The sequence below is a fragment of the Herbaspirillum sp. C7C2 genome (genome assembly GCF_022627865.1).
Taxonomy (GTDB): Bacteria; Pseudomonadota; Gammaproteobacteria; order Burkholderiales; family Burkholderiaceae_D; genus Herbaspirillum; species Herbaspirillum frisingense.
The window spans coordinates 277,742-295,931 of sequence record NZ_JABXGI010000001.1 but is presented as its reverse complement, the minus strand read 5'-3'; the positions used below and the strand labels follow the sequence as shown (position 1 = coordinate 295,931).

Here is an 18,190-nt window from a genome sequence, read left to right as displayed (position 1 = left end):
AATTTGAGATGACATTGTAATGAAACCAAGCGCTTCCACCCTGCCTCCCCCGCCCATCGAAGCGGTCCTGTTCGACCTCGACGACACCCTCTGGGCCATCGAACCAGTGCTGGTGCGCGCCGAAGGCCTGCTCTACGACTGGCTGCGCCAGCACGCACCTGCCGTGGCTGCCGCCCATACCGTGGCCAGCCTGCGCGAACGCCGCATGGCCCTGATGCAGACCGATCCGATCTACCGCATCGACCTCTGGAAGCTGCGCCACACCGCCTTGACCGATGTCTTCCGCGAACATGACGTGGACCTGGCCCTGGTCGATCCCGCCATGGCCCTGTTCTCCGAAGCGCGCAGCACGGTCGCGCTGTTCGACGATGTGGAACCGGCACTGCTGCGCCTGAAAGACAAACTGACGCTGGGCTCGGTCTCCAATGGCTTCGCCGACCTCGAACGCATCGGCCTGGCCGGGCACTTCGGCGTCTCCATCGCAGCCCACCGCTTCGGTCGCGCCAAGCCCGATCCGGCGATCTTCCACGCCGCCTGCGAAGCGCTACAGGTGGCGCCGGGCGCTACGGTCTATGTCGGCGACGATCCCCTGCTGGATGTGCAGGGTGCGCAACAGGCCGGCCTGCGCGCGGTGTGGATGAACCGCTTTGCGCGAACGCTGCCCGATGGCATCTGCCCCGATGCCATCTGTCGCGATCTGCACGAGCTGCACGACTGGCTGGCGGCTCAGGCCTGAAGTGCCGGCTGGCGCCAATTCACATCCGCCGTCACGTAGCTGTCACTCTTTGCATCATAAGCCGCTAGAATATGCACCATGCAACTCGATAACCGCGCCCGCACACTCCTGAAGGCACTGGTCGAACGGTACATCGCCGACGGCCAGCCGGTGGGCTCGCGCGCCCTGTCGAAACTGTCCGGCCTGGAACTGTCACCAGCGACCATCCGCAACATCATGGCCGACCTGGAAGAGATGGGCTTCGTCGCCAGCCCGCACACCTCGGCCGGACGGGTGCCGACCCCGCGCGGCTACCGCATGTTCGTCGATACCCTCCTGACAGTCGAGGCGATCGACGAAAGCGCCCTGGAAGGCCGCTTGCAGGCTCGCCTGCAGCACAATACCTCGCCCCAGAAGATCATCACCAACGCCGCCCAGGTGCTGTCGTCGCTGTCGCAGTTCGCCGGGGTGGTGATGACGCCCAAGCGCGAATCGGCGTTCCAGCAGATCGAATTCCTGCGGCTGTCGGAAAAGCGCATCCTGCTGGTGATCGTGGACCAGGGTGGCGATGTGCAGAACCGCATGCTGCTCACCGAGGTTGATTACACCCCCAGCCAGCTGACCCAGGCCGCCAACTACATCAACCAGCATTACGCCGGCCAGTCCTTCGACCAGGTGCGGCTGCGCCTGCAGGGCGAGCTGCGCCAGTTGCGCGACGACATGACCGTGCTCATGCAGGCCGCCGTGGAAGCCGGCAGCGACGCCATGAGCGAGGAAGCCGACAACAACGTGGTCATCTCCGGCGAGCGTAACCTGCTGTCGGTGAGCGACCTGTCCTCCAACATGAATTCCCTGCGCCGCCTGTTCGACATGTTCGAGCAGAAGACCGGCCTGCTGCAGTTGCTGGATGTGTCCAGCAAGGCCACGGGCGTGCAGATCTTCATCGGCGGCGAATCGCAACTGGTACCGATGGACGACATGAGCATCGTCACCGCCCCCTACGAAGTCAACGGGCGCATCGTCGGTACCCTGGGCGTGATCGGCCCCACCCGCATGGCCTACGAACGGGTCATCCCCATCGTCGACATCACCGCCAAGCTGCTCTCCAGCGCGCTAAGCCAGCACTGAAGACGGATACGGCTTCCGCCGACGGAGCCAACGAAAAAGCCACGTGGGACATCACGTGGCTTTTTCATTGTCTTTGCAAAGGATTGCCTGCGTAAATATCCGCAAGCAAGGCCCCTGGTTTATTTCTTCAGCTTCTTGCAGTTCTTGCAATGTCCGTACAACGCCAAGGCATGGTCGGCGATTTCGAAACCGTGTTCCTGGGCGATCTTGATCTGGCGCTTCTCGATCTCGGCATCGAAGAATTCCTCGACCTTGCCGCAGTCCAGGCAGACCAAGTGGTCGTGGTGCGAACCTTCGTTCAATTCGAAGACCGCCTTGCCGGTCTCGAAGTGGTTGCGTTGGAGCAGGCCTGCCTGCTCGAACTGCGTCAGCACGCGGTAGACGGTGGCCAGGCCCACGTCAAGATTGTCGGAGAGCAACTGTTTGTAGACGTCTTCGGCGCTCAGGTGGCGCACGGAGGTGTTCTGGAAGATTTCCAGGATCTTCAGGCGTGGCAGGGTGGCCTTCAGGCCGCTGGCCTTCAGTTCGGATGGATTGTTCGGCATGGTAGAGTGGGTTCCCGGTTTTTACTGGTCTCAAACAGGCGCGCTGGTCCGCTGGGAGGGCCTGGGGACCGCTCCGGCCGGGCTGGTGGGGCAGCCTTTTGCGTCCGGAACGCACTCATGCCTATTTAAGAAGTAAGTTCTAGCTTATCATATAGCGCTTTAGGCTCATGGCTCAACCCGGTTGAAAACTTTATGCGCATGCTTTCCCGAATGAAGTCCCGTCATCAAACCGCCGCAATCGGCGTCGTCGCGGTCCTGGCCCTGCTGGCGGGCTGTTCCTCGACCAAGTCGCCCGAGCAGGCGGCCCCGACCGACACCTCGGGCGTGAAGGTAACCGGCAAGAGCAACAGCCTGTTCGGCTTCCTCAAGCCCTACCGCATCGACATCCAGCAAGGCAATTTCGTCTCCAAGGAAATGGTGGCCCAGCTGCGCCCCGGCCTGACCCGCGACCAGGTGCGCTTCGTGCTGGGCACCCCGCTGCTGACCGACATGTTCCACGCCAATCGCTGGGATTACGATTTCCGCCTGGCCAAGGGCAATGGCGAAATCATGACCAGCCGGGTCTCGGTCTTCTTCAAGGATGACCTGCTGGATCACGTCGAAGGCGGCGAGAACCTGCCCACCGAGAGCGAATACCTGACCCTGATCACCGACTCCAAGGTCGGCGCCAAGGCCAGTTTCGGCGCCGACAAGGACAAGGCCGACAGCGAAGTCAAGCCGGCCTCTCCCGTGGCGCCCTCCTCGGCCACTGGCAAGTAAGCAATACCCGTCTCCCGTCATCCGTCATTCCGAGTTTCCCATGACAGTATTGAATATCGCAGTCGCCGGCGCCTCCGGGCGCATGGGCCGCATGCTGATCGAAGCCATCCTCAACGCCGACGACCTCAAGCTCTCCGGCGCCCTTGACACCCCCAGCGCACCGGCCATCGGCACTGATGCCGGCCTGTTCCTGGGCAAGACCACCGGCGTGCTCATCGAATCCGACCTGGCCCGTGGCCTGGCCGGTGCCGACGTGCTGATCGATTTCACCCGTCCTGAAGGCACGCTGAAGCACCTGGAGTTCTGCGCTGCGCATGGCGTGAAGGTCGTCATCGGCACCACCGGCTTCGACGCCGAGGGCAAGGCCGCCATCGCCGAATTCGCCAGCAAGACCGCCGTCATGGCCGCTCCCAACATGAGCGTGGGCGTCAACGTGACCCTCAAGCTGCTGGAACTGGCCGCCAAGAACTTCTCGCACGGCTACGACATCGAGATCATCGAAGCACACCATCGCCACAAGGTCGACGCCCCCTCCGGCACCGCCCTGAAGATGGGTGAAGTCATCGCCGACGCGCTGGGCAAGAATCTCGACGACGTCGCCGTCTATGCCCGCGAAGGCGTCACCGGCGAGCGCGATCCGTCCTCCATCGGTTTTGCCACCGTGCGCGGCGGCGACATCATCGGCGACCACACCGTGCTGTTCGCCGGCATCGGCGAACGTATCGAGATTTCGCACAAGTCGTCCAGCCGCGTCTCATACGCCATGGGCAGCCTGCGTGCCGCGCGCTTCCTGGCCGGCAAGCAGAGCGGTCTGTACGACATGCAGGACGTGCTGGGCTTCAAGTAAGCCTGGCCCGGAACCACAGGAAATGCCCGACGCTGCCGCGCCCCACCAGGTCCGGCAGCGAATTTTTTTGGGGCAGGCCGCTCCAAGCGACAGCCCCCCTTGATTGCTTCCGATTGACCCATTGCCGCGCTGGCGCGGCGCTTTCCCGAAAGAACGCAATATGGAACCGAACGTTGGATTTGCCCACTACTGGGCGCAAGGCGATGCCGTTTCCCACTCCGTCGCCTATCTGCTGCTGATCATGTCGATCGCCAGCTGGTACTACATCCTCTCCAAGGCCTGGGCCGCCTGGCGCATCCGCCGTGGCAGCAACGCGCTGGAACAGTTCTGGCAGGCTCCCACCCTGGCCGACGCCACCGGTGCCATGCAGCGCCTCGACAGCGAGCAGATCTACAGCCCCATGGCCGAGCGCGCCGCCGAAGCCGCCGACATCGGTACCCGCCAGCAAGGCACGCCCTCGCTGAATGCCGCCACCGACCCCGGCGAACTGATCACCCGCACCCTGCGACGCGAAATCAACCGCGTCTCGGCCCGGCTGGAACGCGGCCTGACCCTGCTGGCTTCGGTCGGCTCCACCGCGCCCTTCGTCGGCCTGTTCGGCACCGTCTGGGGCATCTATCACGCGCTGGTGGCGGTCTCGGCCAGCGGTACGGTACAGATCGACAAGGTCGCCGGCCCCGTCGGCGAGGCCCTGATCATGACTGCGCTGGGCCTGCTGGTGGCGATTCCGGCGGTGCTGGCCTACAACGCCTTCACCCGCATCAACCGCGTGGTGCTGGCCGAACTCGACGGCTTCGCCCACGACCTGCACGCCTATCTCACCACCGGCGAACGCGTCGGCGGCATGCGCAAGCCATGACACCCGGGAGCCCATCATGAGTTTCGGCGGATTCAACGACAATCAGAACTCGGCCCCGATGGCCGACATCAACGTCACCCCGATGGTGGACGTGATGCTGGTACTGCTGGTGATCTTCATCATCACCGCGCCCATGTTCACCCACGCCCTCAAGCTGGACCTGCCCACCGCACAATCGGCGCCGGCCCCGGAAAAACCGGAGACCATCACCCTCGGCATCGACGCCGCCGGCAAGCTGTACTGGAACGACCAGCCGGTCAGCGAAGAGGAAATGGACAGTCGCCTGGCCGATGCCGCCGGCAAGAAGCCACAGCCCGAGCTGCAGCTGCGCGCCGACAAGTCGACCCGCTACCAGACCATCGCCGAGGTGATGTCGGCCGCGCAGTCTGCCGGCCTGACCAAGCTGGGCTTCGTCACCGACCCCAAGGCCGGCAGCAAGACGCAAGCCAAAGCCAACTGAAAGAGATAGCACATGGCCACCGTAACACTGGCGGGCGACCGCATCACCGACTGGGAGAGCTTCCACACCGAGAGCGCGCAAGCCTTCGGCTTTCCCGATTTCTATGGCCGCAACATGGATGCATGGGTGGATTGCCTGTCCTACCTGCGCGATGACGAAGGCATGTGCAAGTTCAAGCTCAAGCCCAAGGAAGTGCTGGTCATCGAGATCAGCCACAGCGCCGAGTTGCATCAGCGCCTGCCGGACCTGGTCGAGGATGTGGAATTCTGCTGCACAGCCATCAATGACCGCTGCGAGGATTACGGTGAAGCGCCGGTGATCGAACTGATCTGGAAGTAGATCGGCGCAGTTGACTTATCTTTCGTATCGCTGCGGCCGGATGAATTGATCTCTATTGCAGATCAATCCATCCGCCCCCTTCAATCACCTTCAATCACCTTCAATCGATCAGTTCATCGCCGTCATAGAACGGATACGGACCATCGAACTCGCCGATGAATGCCGTATGGCTCACCAGGCTGCGCGCCTGCGCATCCCACCAATGCAACTGGTAGCCCGGCGGCTCCATCACGAAACAGGATGGCGCCTGCGGATCCAGGTCCAGTTGCACCTGATGTGACACCCCCGGACAGGTCGTGGCCACCGTGCCGGCAAAACGCCGCTGGATGGAGCGATGCAGGTGACCGCACAGGATGCGCTCCACCTGCGGGTGCTTCTTCACCACTGCTTCCAGCACCTGCGGATTGACCAGCCCCATGTCATCCATGTGTCCGATGCCGGTCGTAAACGGCGGGTGGTGCATGGCGATCACGGTGGGCCGCTCCGGCTGCTGCGCCAGCACCTCATCGAGCCACTGCATGCTCTGCGCCGACAACTCGCCACCGCTGGCGCGCGGGATCACCGTATCGAGCGCCACGATGCGCACTGGATAATCCTCGACCACATACTCGATGCGTTCACCGCCCTGCTGCAGGTAGGCATGCTCGGGAAAGGCCGCGCGCAGCGCATTGCGCTCGTCGTGGTTGCCCGGCAGCAGGTAGTAGGGCATCGTCAGCGGTGCCAGCAGCTCGCGCAGGCAGGCATATTCGGACGGCTTGCCGAAGTCCACCAGGTCGCCTGTGATAACCAGCACATCCGGGCGCTGCTTCAGGCCGTTGACCTGCGCCACGCAACGGCGCAGGCTTTCGGCGGTATCCACCACCCGGTACGACTTCTTGCCATCGGTCTTGATGTGCAGGTCGGAAATCTGTCCCAGTATCATGCGTTCTCCTTCACGGCAGCGGGCGCCATCTTCACCAGGGCCTCGGCCGGCACCCGCAGCGCGATCTGCTGGCCGGCTTCCCACCAGCCACGGCGGCTGGTCTCGGCGATGACCGGGCGCTCCGCCCCGATCTCGATTTCAAAGCGGGTGCGGTCGCCCAGGAAAAAGGTATTGATCAGCTTGCCACGCAGGCATTGCGCATCGGCTTCGGTGATATCGACCACCTGCACATCCTCGGGACGGAACATGGCCCATGCCGGCTGGCCCTGTTGCGTCGCATTCATCGGATTGCCGGCATCGGGCAGCGGCAGGCTGCCATTGGGCAGCAACAACCTATCTCCGGAAACGATACCCTGCACGCGATTCATCGCACCGATGAAATCGGCCACGAAGTCATTGGCAGGATGATAGTAGATCTCCTGGGGCGTGCCGATCTGCGATATCTTGCCGCGCTCCATCACCACGATGCGGTCGCCCAGCGCCATCGCCTCACCCTGGTCGTGGGTGACGTAGATGGCGGTGATGCCGAGGCTGCGCAAGAGCTTGTTCAGGTCACTGCGCACCGCTTCGCGCAACTTGGCGTCGAGCGCTGTCAGCGGTTCATCCAGCAGCAGCACGCGGGGCTCCATCGCCAGCGCCCGGGCCAGCGCCACACGCTGCTTCTGGCCACCGGAAAGCTGGTCCACGCGACGATGCGACAGCCCCTGCAGATGCACCATCTCCAGCAGCTTTTCCACGCGCTCGGCGCGCTCGCCGGCCGGAATCTTGCGGATCTTCATGCCGTAGGCGATGTTCTCGCCCACGCTCATGTTGGGGAACAGCGCATAGTTCTGGAATACCATCCCCACGCCGCGCTTTTCGATCGGCAGCGCGGTCACGTCATCCTCGCCGAAGAGCACACGACCGCCCTCGTCGGGAAATTCCAGACCGGCAATCATGCGCAGCGTGGTGGTCTTGCCGCAGCCCGATGGGCCCAGCAACACCAGGGTTTCACCGGGATGGATTTCCAGGTCCAGCGGCTGCAGTGCCCGTGTGCCGTTGGCGAAGGACTTGGCACACTGGTGTAGGCGAATGGAAACGGCTTCTTTCTTGGACTTCATAGACTGACTTTCTTGCGTGTTGCCTGGGTCGCCCACTGCATGCCGATCAGGAGCGGAATGATCATGAAAAAGAAGATCAGCGTATAGGCCGATCCCACCTCCAGCCGCATCGATGCATAGGCATCGGCCAGGCCCACCGGCAGGGTCTGGGTCAGCGGCGTGTGCAACATCCAGGTGATATTGAATTCGCCGATCGACAGGGTCACCACCATCAGCGCGCCGGCCAGGATGCCGGAGGCCGCATTGGGAATCACGATGCCGAAGAAGCGACGCAGGCGCCCCGCGCCCAGGCTGGCAGCGGCTTCTTCCAGCTGCGCCAGTTGCGAGGACTGCATCACCGCCAGCACCGGGCGCACCATGAAGGGCAGCGTGAAGAGCACATGCCCCACCAGGATGAAGAGAATGCTGGCGCGGAACTGGCGATACTGCCCATAGGCCATGATCAGCGCCAGCGCAGTGGCCAGGCCCGGCACCGCCACCGGCATCATCAGCAATTCCTCGATCACCCGTGCCAGACGGCTATGCCCACCGCGATAGCGCGCCAGCATATAGGCCAGCGGTACCCCGGCCACCAGCGTCACCGCCAGGCAGGCCAGCGCGATGAATAGCGAGCGCCAGATGGTGGGCTGGTACATCTCCCACACCTGGGCCACCCAGCGCAGCGTGAGTCCGCTGGACAAGCCCACGAAGAAATTCTCGGTGACGCCGGCCAGCATCGACAGCACCACCGGCACCACCAGAAAAGCGCACACCAGCAGCGTAAAGGCCAGTTGTACGTAAAAACGCAATCGTTTCTGCATCATCGTTCCTTGCGCGCCTTACGCCGCTGCCGCCACGCCGCTGCCGGTGAACGAGCGCGCCAGGGCCAGCATGGCCCAGGTGATCAGGCCCAGCACGATGGACAGCGAGGCCGCCGTGGCGAAGTTGGCGTAGCCGGTAAATTCGTTGTAGATGGTCATGGGCAGCACATCGATATTGGCGGCCAGGGTGAAGGCCGTACCGAAGGCACCGACGCTGGTGGCAAAGCAGATCGCCCCCGACGAGATCAGGGCCGGCAGCAACGCCGGCAGCACCACATGCAGCAACACCTGCCAGGGTCTTGCGCCCAGCGAACGGGCCGCCTCTTCCAGCGAGGGATCGAGCTTCTCGGCCGCCGCCACCACCGTCAGGATCACCCGCGGAATGGAGAAGTACAGGTAGCCCAGGAACAGCCCCGCCAGCGAATACGCAAACACCAGCGATTCCCCGAACAGCCAGTTGGTGAAGCTGCCGATCAGGCCTTGGCGCCCGGCCAGCATGATCACCATGAAGCCGACCACCACGCCGGGAAACGCCAGCGGGAAGGTCAGCATGGCCAGCAATACCGACTGGCCGGCAAAGCGGTTGCGTTGCAGGAACAAGCCCACCATCACCGAGATCGCCAGCGTGGCCAGGGTCACCACCGCCGACAGCGCCAGCGTGGACAAGAGGCTGGCGAAATAATGGCGATTGGTCAGCACCGACAGATAGGCCATGGCACCGTCCGGACCGGATGCGCCGACTGCGACCAGGCGCGCCATCGGCAACAGCCAGAAGGCGCAGAACAGGGTCAGGCCCGGCGCGGCAAACCACAGCCACACGCCGTTGCCGGCGCTACGCACACCGGCGCCCGGTTTGCGCTCGGGCTTGAGCACGCCCGGTGCATCTGGCGTAGCGGGGATGGCGTTTTTCATGCTTGCTCCTGCGTTCCGCATTTATCGCACTTCAGCCAGGTAACGCTCGCCGAACTTGCGCTGCGCCTCGGCCATCTTGCCGTAGTCGACCGACTTGGCGCGGGCGTATTCCGAGGCCGGCAGGAAGCGCGATTCGGCTTCCTTGGACATGGCCGCAGCACGCACCGGACGCAGATAGGCGTTGGCCCAGATGGCCTGGCCCTGGTCTGACAGCAGGAAGTCCAGCACCTTCTTGGCTTCGGCCTGGTGCGGCGCATTCTTCACCAGCGACACCACGTAGGGCACGGTCACGGTGCCTTCGGTGGGGATCACGAAGGCGACGTTGGCGTGGTCCTTGTACTTGGCGCGATAGGCGTCGAAGTCATAGCCCAGCAGGATGGGAATCTCACCCGAGATCAGGCGCGCATAGGAGGTCTGCTTGGGGACGATGGGCTGGTTCTTCTGCAGGTTCTTGAAGTAACCGATGGCGGGCGAAAAGTCGTCCAGCGTGCCACCCAGGGCCTGGTTGATCGCCACCGCGCCGACGTAGCCGACGAAGGCCGAGGCCGGGTCCAGGTAGCCGATCAGGCCCTTGTATTCCAGCTTCTGCAGGTCAGCCCAGGACTTGGGGACCGGCTTGCCCTTGAGTGCATCGACGTTGACCATGATGCCCATGGTGCCGGAGTGGATGGTGAACCAGTAACCGTCCGGGTCCTTCAGGCCATTGGGAATGTCGTTCCAGTTGGCCGGCTTGTAGGGGGCCACCAGATCCTTGTTCCTGGCTTCGATGCCGAAGGACACACCCAGGTAGGTGAAGTCGGCCACCGGACTGGCCTTTTCGGCCGTCAGCTGGGCCAGGGCCTGGCCACTGTTCTTGTTATCGGGCGGGACGGTGATGCCGGTCTTGTCCTTGATCGCCTTGATCTGGGCTGCCCAGTCGGCCCACTCCGGCGGACAGTTGTAGCAGATCGCGGTCTGGGCAGAAGCAGCGACGGAAGCCGAAAGCAGCAGTGCGCCGGCAGCGGTTTGAATAACACGTTTCAGGAACATGTCAGATCCTTTCCTAGAGGTTGAACAACGAAAGCACGACAAAATTCAGGACAGCGAATGTGCAGCCGGCGGCGGTGCCACCGACCCGCCCTCGCGCAGTACATGCGGCAGGATGTGACGCAGCGCCGGCTGGGCAGACTGCGGGGACTGCGGGGACTGCAATGACGGGCCCTTGGCAGCCGCCGGCACGGCACGCTCGATGGCTTCCACCAGCGTGCGCAGGGCGACATCACCGATGCGCTCGGAAGGCTGCACCACGCTGGCCAGCACCGGAGCCATCAGGGCGCCGACCGGAATGCCGTCGAAGCCCATCACCGAGATATCGCCCGGCACCTGCAGACCCAGTGCGCGCAGGTCGCGCATGGCACTCAGGGCCAGCAGGTCGTTGGAACAGAACAGCGCGGTCGGGCGCTGCAGCGGGTCGGCCATCATCTGCTGGTAGTCGGTGGCGGCGGTGAGGGTATGGCGCTCCACCTCGATGGCCGGCAGCGGCGCCAGGCCGGCCGCCTTCATTGCATCGAGATAGCCGTAATAGCGCTGCATGGCACGGTCGGACGCATTGAAGCGCCCCGACAGCATCTGGATACGCCTATGGCCCAGCCTGATCAGGTGGGCCACCGCGTCACAGGCGGCGGCGCGGTTGTCCACCGAGACCGAAGCGCGATGGGTGGTCGGGCCGGACGTGGCCAGCTGGTTGTAGGTCAAGACGAAAGGGATGCGTTCACGCTCCAGCAGGTCCAGCGTGGCATTGGAGCCGGCATCGGCCACCGTCAGGATCACCCCGTCCACCCGATGCCCCAGCAAGAGCTCGACGGCCGCAGATTCTTCCTCCGGCAGGTATTCGGTGGTGGTGAACATGACCGAGTAATCCAGCGCGCGCGCCGCCAGTTCGATGCCCTGCAGGCACTGGGCGAAGACGGTATTGGACAGCGTCGGCACCACCACCCCCACGGTGCGCGAATTGCCGGCCCGCAGATTGCGACCGGTGAAATTGGGCCGAAAACCCAGTTCGGCGATGCTGCGATGGATCTTCTCGGCCGTTTCCGCGCTCACCGAACCAGGCTTGTTGAGCAGGCGGGACACCGTGGCGATGGACACACCGGCCAGATGGGCAACTTGTTTGATGGAAGGACGCACGGCGGCACCAGGGGGCGAATGAAAACGATTTCATGATGCCGCCCGATTGTTACGACCTCATGACCATGCGCGACAGGCATGCGGTATGCCGCAGGCGGCCGGGGCGCCGGGACGCCCGGAGGGGGGCCCAACCCGGGGGCGCCAAATTCATCGGTTCTATCGTAAAAAAATAGCTTTTTCGCAATTTTTCGATATTTGATGAGAACAAATTCGAGAATCGACATCGCCCGACGTGAAGATGGTTTCATACGTCTGCTCGATCAACAACACCGCCTACAGCCGCGCGAATCCAGCCGATCCGTCCCCCCTGACCGGCCGGATGCACGTAGCTGCGGTCCCTGATGCCGCCCTGCTCTGGCACAGGGATCTTTGCCCGCCCCCGGCTTTTTCCAGGGGGGCGGGCTTTTTTTGTTTCCCGTCGGAAAACCCTCATCCAGGCCTGCCCCGGGCCTGACCGGCGCAGACTGCGTCGACGGGGTGGCGAGCCGGTATAATGCAGGGTTTCGAATCGCATTCCCTTCCCAACCGAATCCCATCCGTATCAGCCCGTCATGCAAGATAAATACAGCCCAGCCGAAGTCGAACAATCCGCGCAGCAGCACTGGAACGCCATCGACGCCTACAAGACCGTCGAAAACGCCCGTGACAAGCAAGGCCGCGACAAGAAGAAGTTCTACGCCTGCTCGATGCTGCCCTACCCCTCCGGCAAGCTGCACATGGGCCACGTGCGCAACTACACCATCAACGATGTGATGTATCGCTACCTGCGCATGAACGGCTACAACGTCCTGATGCCAATGGGATGGGACGCCTTCGGCATGCCCGCCGAGAACGCCGCCATGGCCAATGGCGTGCCACCGGCGCAGTGGACCTATTCCAATATCGACTACATGAAGTCGCAGATGCAGTCCATGGGCCTGGCCATCGACTGGTCGCGCGAGATGACCGCCTGCCGTCCCGAGTATTACAAGTGGAACCAGTGGATGTTCCTGAAGATGCTGGAGAAGGGCATCATCTACAAGAAGACCGGCACCGTGAACTGGGACCCGATCGACCAGACCGTGCTGGCCAACGAGCAGGTCATCGACGGCCGCGGCTGGCGCTCGGGTGCGGTGATCGAAAAGCGCGAAATCCCGATGTACTACGCCCGCATCACCGACTACGCCGACGAGCTGCTGGAACACGTCGAGACCAAGCTGCCCGGCTGGCCCGAGCGCGTGCGCCTGATGCAGGCCAACTGGATCGGCAAGTCCACCGGCGTGCGCTTCGCCTTCCCGCATGAGATCAAGGACGCCAGCGGCCAGCTGATCAACGACGGCAAGCTGTTCGTCTTCACCACCCGCGCCGACACCATCATGGGCGTGACCTTCTGCGCAGTGGCCCCGGAACACCCGCTGGCCACCCTGGCCGCCGAGAACAACCCGGCCCTGCAGACCTTCATCGCCGAATGCAAGCAAGGCAGCGTCATCGAAGCCGACATGGCGACGATGGAAAAGAAGGGCATGCCCACCGGCCTGTACGTCACCCACCCGCTGACCGGCGACAAGGTCGAGGTCTGGGTCGGCAACTACGTGCTCATCACCTACGGCGATGGCGCCGTGATGGGCGTGCCGGCGCACGACGAGCGCGACTTCGCCTTCGCCCGCAAGTACGACCTGCCGATCAAGCAGGTCATCGGCGTGGAAGGCAAGACCTACTCCACCGACGCCTGGGAAGAATGGTACGGCGACAAGGAAGCCGGCAAGACCATCGCCTCCGGCAAGTACGATGGCCTGGGCTACCAGGCGGCCGTCGATGCGGTAGCAGCCGACCTGGCTGCGCAGGGCCTGGGCGAAAAGAAGGTCACCTTCCGCCTGCGCGACTGGGGCATCTCGCGCCAGCGCTACTGGGGTACGCCCATCCCCATCATCCACTGCCCGGATTGCGGCGACGTGCCGGTGCCTGAAAAGGACCTGCCGGTGGTGCTGCCGGAAGACTGCGTGCCGGACGGCAGCGGCAATCCCCTGAACAAGCATGAGCAATTCCTCAAGGTCGACTGCCCCAAGTGCGGCAAGCCGGCCCGTCGCGAAACCGACACCATGGACACCTTCGTGGACTCGTCCTGGTACTACATGCGCTATACCTCGCCGGGCAGCAACGACGCCATGGTCGACTCCCGCAACGATTACTGGATGCCCATGGACCAGTACATCGGCGGCATCGAACACGCCGTGCTGCACCTGCTGTACGCGCGCTTCTGGACCAAGGTCATGCGCGACTTCGGCCTGGTCAAGTTCGACGAGCCCTTCACCAACCTGTTGACGCAGGGCATGGTCCTGAACGAGACCTACTATCGCGAAGAAGCCTCGGGCAAGAAGATCTGGATCAACCCGGCCGATGTGGAACTGACCTTCGATGACAAGGGCCGCCCGGTCTCGGCGATCCTCAAGACCGACGGCCAGCCGGTGGAGATCGGCGGTACCGAGAAGATGTCCAAGTCCAAGAACAACGGCATCGACCCGCAAGCCCAGATCGACCAGTACGGCGCCGATACGGCCCGTCTGTTCACCATGTTCGCCTCGCCCCCGGAACAGACCCTGGAATGGTCGGGTGCCGGCGTGGAAGGCGCCAACCGCTTCCTGCGCCGGGTGTGGGCCTTCGGCTACAACAATGCCGCGCGCATCACCGCAGCCGGCACCGTCGCTGCCATCGACGCGACCCAACTGGATGATGGCCTGAAGACCCTGCGCCGTGAAGTCCACAAGGTGCTGCAACAGGCCGACAACGACTTCAAACGCATCCAGTACAACACCGTGGTCTCGGCCTGCATGAAGATGCTCAACACGCTGGAAGCCGCCAAGCCGGCTGCCGGCGCGGCCGGCGACGCGGTCCTGGCGGAGTGCTTCTCGATCTTCCTGCGCGTGCTCAATCCGGTGGCGCCGCACATCACCCACGTGCTGTGGCAACAACTGGGCTACGCCGCCGCCCAGGGCGACATCCTCGACGCCGACTGGCCGCAGGTGGACGCAGCCGCCCTGGAACAGAGCGAGCTCAAGCTGGTGGTGCAGGTCAACGGCAAGTTGCGTGGCGAGGTGACGGTTCCCAAGGATGCCGACAAGGCCGCCATCGAAGCCGCTGCCCTGGCCAACGAGGATGTGAAGAAATTCCTCACCGGCGCCCCCAAGAAGGTGATCGTGGTGCCCGGCAAGCTGGTCAACATCGTCGCCTGATCCGGCCCAACCCAACCGACGGAACTCCATGCACGCTCAAGTCCAAATCAAGCGTTTCTCGCAATGGCTGCTGATGGCCCTCGCTGCCGTGATGCTCACGGCCTGCGGCTTCCACATGCGCGGCGCGGCCGACCTGCCCTTCAAGACCATCTACCTCGGCTTTGCGCCCAACTCCGCCGTGGGCGTGGAACTCAAGCGCAACATCGAGGCCAGTGGCGCCAAGGTGGTCGCCGACGCCAAGGATGCCGAAGCCAACTTGAAGGTGTTGGCCGACTCCCGCGACCGCCAGGTGCTGACCTTGAACACCAACGGCCGCGTGCGTGAATATGCGCTGTTCCAGCGCTTCACCTTCTCCGTCACCGACCCCAAGGGTGTGGTGGTGATTCCACCCACGGCCATCACCCTGCGTCGCGTCATCACCTATGACGAGAACCAGGAACTGGCCAAGCAGGCCGAGGAAGCACTGCTCTACCGCGACATGCAGTCCGACCTGGTGCAGCAGATCCTGCGTCGCCTGGCGGCCTCGAAGTCGGCCATCAGCACCGAGAAAGCGCAGTCGGATTCCTGATCCGGCCACGCACAATCATGCAACTGCGCCACGACTCCCTGGACGCCCATCTCGGCAAATCGCTGGCGCCACTCTATGTGATCGCCAGCGACGAGCACCTGCTGGCGCTGGAAGCGGCCGACAAGATCCGCCGCAGCGCCCGCGCCAATGGCTATACCGAGCGTGAAGTGCTGGTGGTGGAACGCAGCTTCAAGTGGGGCGAACTGCTGGCGGCCAACCAGTCGCAATCGCTGTTCGGCGACAAGAAACTGATCGAACTGCGCATCCCCACCGGCAAGCCCGGCAAGGACGGCGGCCAGGCCCTGCAGGATTACGCCGCCAACCTCTCGCCCGACAACCTCACCATCATCAGCCTGCCCAAGCTGGACTGGGCCACGCAGAAGGCGGCCTGGGTCGGCGCCCTGCAGCAGGCGGCGGTGTACATCGACATCCCGCTGGTGGAACGCGCCCAGTTACCGGGCTGGATCGGCAACCGCCTGGCTGCCCAGCAGCAGAGCGCTGACCGTCCCTGCCTGGACTTCATCGCCGACCGCGTGGAAGGCAACCTGCTGGCCGCGCACCAGGAAATCCAGAAGCTGGCCCTGCTCTACCCGCCCGGCAAGCTCGGTTTCGAACAGGTGCAGGACGCCGTGCTCAATGTGGCCCGCTACGATGTCTTCAAGCTCAACGAAGCCATGCTCTCCGGCGACATCGCCCGTCTCACGCGCATGATGGACGGCCTGAAGGGTGAAGGCGAGGCCCTGCCGCTGGTCCTGTGGGCCGTGACCGAGGAAATCCGCACGCTCCTCAAGCTCAAGTCCGGCATGGCCCAGGGCAAGCCCGTAGGCGCACTGCTCAAGGAATACCGCATCTGGGGTCCGCGCGAACGACTGATGGAACCGGCCCTGCGCCGCATCAGCCTGGCCGCGCTGGAACAGGCCCTGCAGGAAGCCGCCCTGGTGGACCGCATGGTCAAGGGCCTGCGCGCCCGCACCTTCGCCGGCGACCCGTGGGACGCCCTGCTGCAACTGGGACTGAAACTGGCCCGCGGGCGCTGAGCCGCCAGCAGGCCCATCTAGATCGCGCAACACAGACATACCAACACGGCCGCGCCCATCGCGCTGCGGAGGAACCAGAATGGAAAACATCGAACTCTACATGAACCGCATCGGCCAGCAGGCCCGTGCCGCCTCGCGTGCCATGGCGCGTGCCGATACCGCCGCCAAGAACCAGGCGCTGCTGCTGATCGCCGCCGCCATCCGGCGCGATGCGGACGCCCTGCGCGCCGCCAATGCGCTGGACCTGGATGCGGCCCGCGCCAATGGTCTGGCCGAGGCCATGCTGGACCGCCTGACGCTGTCCGACAAGGCCATCGCCACCATGGCCGAAGGCCTGGAGCAGATCGCCTCCCTGCCCGACCCGATCGGCGAGATCAGCAACATGAAATACCGCCCCACCGGCATCCAGGTCGGCCAGATGCGTGTGCCCCTGGGCGTGATCGGCATCATCTACGAGGCCCGTCCCAACGTCACCGTGGACGCCGCCGGCCTGTGCATCAAGAGCGGCAATGCCACCATCCTGCGCGGCGGTTCCGAAGCCATCCATTGCAACCAGGCGCTGGCCAGGCTGGTGAAAGAAGGCCTGGCCGGTGCCGGCCTGCCGGAAGATGCGGTGCAGGTGGTCGAGACCACCGACCGCGCCGCCGTCGGTGTGCTCATCACCATGCAGGAATACGTGGACGTCATCGTGCCGCGTGGCGGCAAGGGCCTGATCGAACGCCTGATCAAGGAAGCCAAGGTCCCCATGATCAAGCACCTGGACGGCATCTGCCACGTCTACATCGACGACAAGGCCGACACCCGCAAGGCGCTGGACGTGGCCTTCAACGCCAAATGCCATCGCTACGGCACCTGCAACACCATGGAAACCCTGCTGGTGTCGCGCAACATCGCCGCAGCGGTGCTGCCACCGCTGGCCGAACTGTATCGCGTCAAGGAAGTGGAACTGCGCTGCGACCCTGAGGCGGCCGATATCCTGGCCGACTACCCCTTCCTGAAGCCGGCCTCGGCTGAAGACTGGGACACCGAATACCTGGCCCCGATCCTGGCCGTGAAGGTGGTGGCCGACATGGATGAGGCCATCGATCACATCAACCGCCATTCCTCCCAGCACACCGACAGCATCATCACCGAGGACTACACCCGCGCCATGCGCTTCCTGCGCGAAGTGGATTCGGCCTCGGTCATGGTCAACGCCTCGACCCGCTTTGCCGATGGTTTCGAATACGGCCTGGGTGCCGAGATCGGCATCTCCAACGACAAGCTGCACGCGCGTGGCCCGGTGGGCCTGGAAGGCCTGACCTCGCTGAAGTATGTGGTGCTGGGCCAGGGCCAGGTGCGCCAGTAACCGATCACGTCAACCCGAACGCCAACGCCAAGGACCGTCATGCTCTGGATCAAAGCCCTGCACATCGTCTTCATCGCCTCCTGGTTCGCCGGCCTGTTCTATCTGCCGCGCATCTTCGTGAACCTGGCGCAGGAGACCGACCTGGTCTCCCGCGAACGCCTGCTGGGCATGGCGCGCCGGCTGTACCGCTTCACCGGCATGACCGCGCTGGTGGCGCTGGTGCTGGGCGCATGGCTGCTGGCCATCACCTGGCAATTCTGGAAAGGCCCGGGCAACGGCTGGCTGCATGCCAAGCTGTTCCTGGTGGTGCTGGTGATCGGCTATCACCACGCCTGCGGCTCCCTGCTCAAGAAATTCGAGCACGGCAAGAATACCCGCAGCCACGTCTGGTTCCGCTGGTTCAATGAAGTCCCGGTGCTGCTGATGCTGGCCATCGTGATCCTGGTCGTCGTCAAGCCGTTCTGATATCCCCAAGC

19 protein-coding genes are annotated in these 18,190 nt (G+C 63.8%); 12 read left to right on the top strand and 7 right to left on the bottom strand.

Going from position 1 to position 18,190, the window contains the following annotated elements:
• Window positions 1–19: 19 nt before the first annotated feature.
• Together HWE04_RS01405 and hrcA are read left to right on the top strand one after the other, a co-directional pair.
• Window positions 20–736, top strand: coding sequence for an HAD family hydrolase (locus tag HWE04_RS01405; protein WP_241811274.1), 717 nt, complete (start codon window positions 20–22; stop codon window positions 734–736).
• Between the two features lie 78 nt (window positions 737–814).
• Window positions 815–1,843, top strand: a complete 1,029-nt coding sequence (gene hrcA, locus HWE04_RS01400) for a heat-inducible transcriptional repressor HrcA (RefSeq protein ID WP_234295443.1) — start codon at window positions 815–817, stop codon at window positions 1,841–1,843.
• Window positions 1,844–1,962: 119 nt separating this feature from the next.
• On the opposite strand, the gene fur is transcribed toward hrcA, so the two are convergent.
• Window positions 1,963–2,388 carry a ferric iron uptake transcriptional regulator gene (gene fur / locus HWE04_RS01395; protein WP_006461799.1) on the bottom strand — a complete coding sequence of 142 codons (426 nt, stop codon included), beginning with the start codon at window positions 2,386–2,388 and terminating at the stop codon, window positions 1,963–1,965.
• A gap of 210 nt (window positions 2,389–2,598) precedes the next feature.
• Here fur and HWE04_RS01390 point away from each other — a divergent pair, with 210 nt between their 5' ends.
• From HWE04_RS01390 to HWE04_RS01370, 5 genes are all read left to right on the top strand, one after another.
• Window positions 2,599–3,147 (top strand): outer membrane protein assembly factor BamE, encoded by a 549-nt coding sequence (locus HWE04_RS01390; RefSeq protein ID WP_006461800.1) that lies wholly within the window; start codon window positions 2,599–2,601, stop codon window positions 3,145–3,147.
• Window positions 3,148–3,187: 40 nt separating this feature from the next.
• Window positions 3,188–3,994 carry a 4-hydroxy-tetrahydrodipicolinate reductase gene (gene dapB / locus HWE04_RS01385; RefSeq protein WP_241811273.1) on the top strand — a complete coding sequence of 269 codons (807 nt, stop codon included), beginning with the start codon at window positions 3,188–3,190 and terminating at the stop codon, window positions 3,992–3,994.
• 160 nt (window positions 3,995–4,154) lie between these two features.
• A complete protein-coding gene (locus tag HWE04_RS01380; RefSeq protein ID WP_006461802.1) occupies window positions 4,155–4,853 on the top strand; it encodes a MotA/TolQ/ExbB proton channel family protein in 699 nt (232 codons plus the stop codon).
• Between the two features lie 16 nt (window positions 4,854–4,869).
• Window positions 4,870–5,313, top strand: coding sequence for an ExbD/TolR family protein (locus tag HWE04_RS01375; protein ID WP_077237439.1), 444 nt, complete (start codon window positions 4,870–4,872; stop codon window positions 5,311–5,313).
• 12 nt (window positions 5,314–5,325) lie between these two features.
• On the top strand, window positions 5,326–5,652 hold the full coding sequence (locus HWE04_RS01370) for a barstar family protein (RefSeq protein ID WP_102661666.1): 327 nt from the start codon (window positions 5,326–5,328) through the stop codon (window positions 5,650–5,652).
• 100 nt (window positions 5,653–5,752) lie between these two features.
• Here HWE04_RS01370 and HWE04_RS01365 read toward each other — a convergent pair whose 3' ends face one another.
• From HWE04_RS01365 to HWE04_RS01340, 6 genes are read right to left on the bottom strand one after another with little or no spacing between them, the layout of a single operon-like run.
• Window positions 5,753–6,574, bottom strand: a complete 822-nt coding sequence (locus HWE04_RS01365) for a phosphodiesterase (RefSeq protein ID WP_234295441.1) — start codon at window positions 6,572–6,574, stop codon at window positions 5,753–5,755.
• Window positions 6,571–7,674, bottom strand: coding sequence for an ABC transporter ATP-binding protein (locus HWE04_RS01360; RefSeq protein ID WP_006461806.1), 1,104 nt, complete (start codon window positions 7,672–7,674; stop codon window positions 6,571–6,573). Before HWE04_RS01360 ends, HWE04_RS01365 begins: the two co-directional genes overlap by 4 nt.
• Window positions 7,671–8,474 carry an ABC transporter permease gene (locus tag HWE04_RS01355; protein WP_006461807.1) on the bottom strand — a complete coding sequence of 268 codons (804 nt, stop codon included), beginning with the start codon at window positions 8,472–8,474 and terminating at the stop codon, window positions 7,671–7,673. The genes HWE04_RS01360 and HWE04_RS01355 overlap by 4 nt, the downstream gene beginning before the upstream one ends.
• Before the next feature lie 18 nt (window positions 8,475–8,492).
• Window positions 8,493–9,386: an ABC transporter permease gene (locus tag HWE04_RS01350; protein WP_241811272.1), complete on the bottom strand. Its 894-nt coding sequence runs from the start codon at window positions 9,384–9,386 to the stop codon at window positions 8,493–8,495.
• 21 nt (window positions 9,387–9,407) lie between these two features.
• A complete protein-coding gene (locus HWE04_RS01345) occupies window positions 9,408–10,415 on the bottom strand; it encodes an ABC transporter substrate-binding protein (protein ID WP_241811271.1) in 1,008 nt (335 codons plus the stop codon).
• A gap of 45 nt (window positions 10,416–10,460) precedes the next feature.
• Window positions 10,461–11,552 (bottom strand): LacI family DNA-binding transcriptional regulator, encoded by a 1,092-nt coding sequence (locus tag HWE04_RS01340; RefSeq protein WP_241811270.1) that lies wholly within the window; start codon window positions 11,550–11,552, stop codon window positions 10,461–10,463.
• Between the two features lie 551 nt (window positions 11,553–12,103).
• Here HWE04_RS01340 and leuS point away from each other — a divergent pair.
• The 5 genes from leuS (at window position 12,104) to HWE04_RS01315 (ending at window position 18,179) form a co-directional block, all read left to right on the top strand.
• Window positions 12,104–14,761 (top strand): leucine--tRNA ligase, encoded by a 2,658-nt coding sequence (gene leuS, locus HWE04_RS01335; RefSeq protein WP_241811269.1) that lies wholly within the window; start codon window positions 12,104–12,106, stop codon window positions 14,759–14,761.
• 28 nt (window positions 14,762–14,789) lie between these two features.
• Complete coding sequence (locus tag HWE04_RS01330; protein WP_077237445.1) at window positions 14,790–15,329, top strand: LPS-assembly lipoprotein LptE; 540 nt, start codon at window positions 14,790–14,792, stop codon at window positions 15,327–15,329.
• 17 nt (window positions 15,330–15,346) lie between these two features.
• Window positions 15,347–16,366 (top strand): DNA polymerase III subunit delta, encoded by a 1,020-nt coding sequence (holA, locus tag HWE04_RS01325; protein ID WP_077237446.1) that lies wholly within the window; start codon window positions 15,347–15,349, stop codon window positions 16,364–16,366.
• A 79-nt stretch (window positions 16,367–16,445) separates the two neighbouring features.
• Complete coding sequence (locus HWE04_RS01320) at window positions 16,446–17,714, top strand: glutamate-5-semialdehyde dehydrogenase (RefSeq protein ID WP_241811268.1); 1,269 nt, start codon at window positions 16,446–16,448, stop codon at window positions 17,712–17,714.
• Window positions 17,715–17,753: 39 nt separating this feature from the next.
• Window positions 17,754–18,179: a CopD family protein gene (locus tag HWE04_RS01315; RefSeq protein WP_006461815.1), complete on the top strand. Its 426-nt coding sequence runs from the start codon at window positions 17,754–17,756 to the stop codon at window positions 18,177–18,179.
• Window positions 18,180–18,190: the final 11 nt, after the last annotated feature.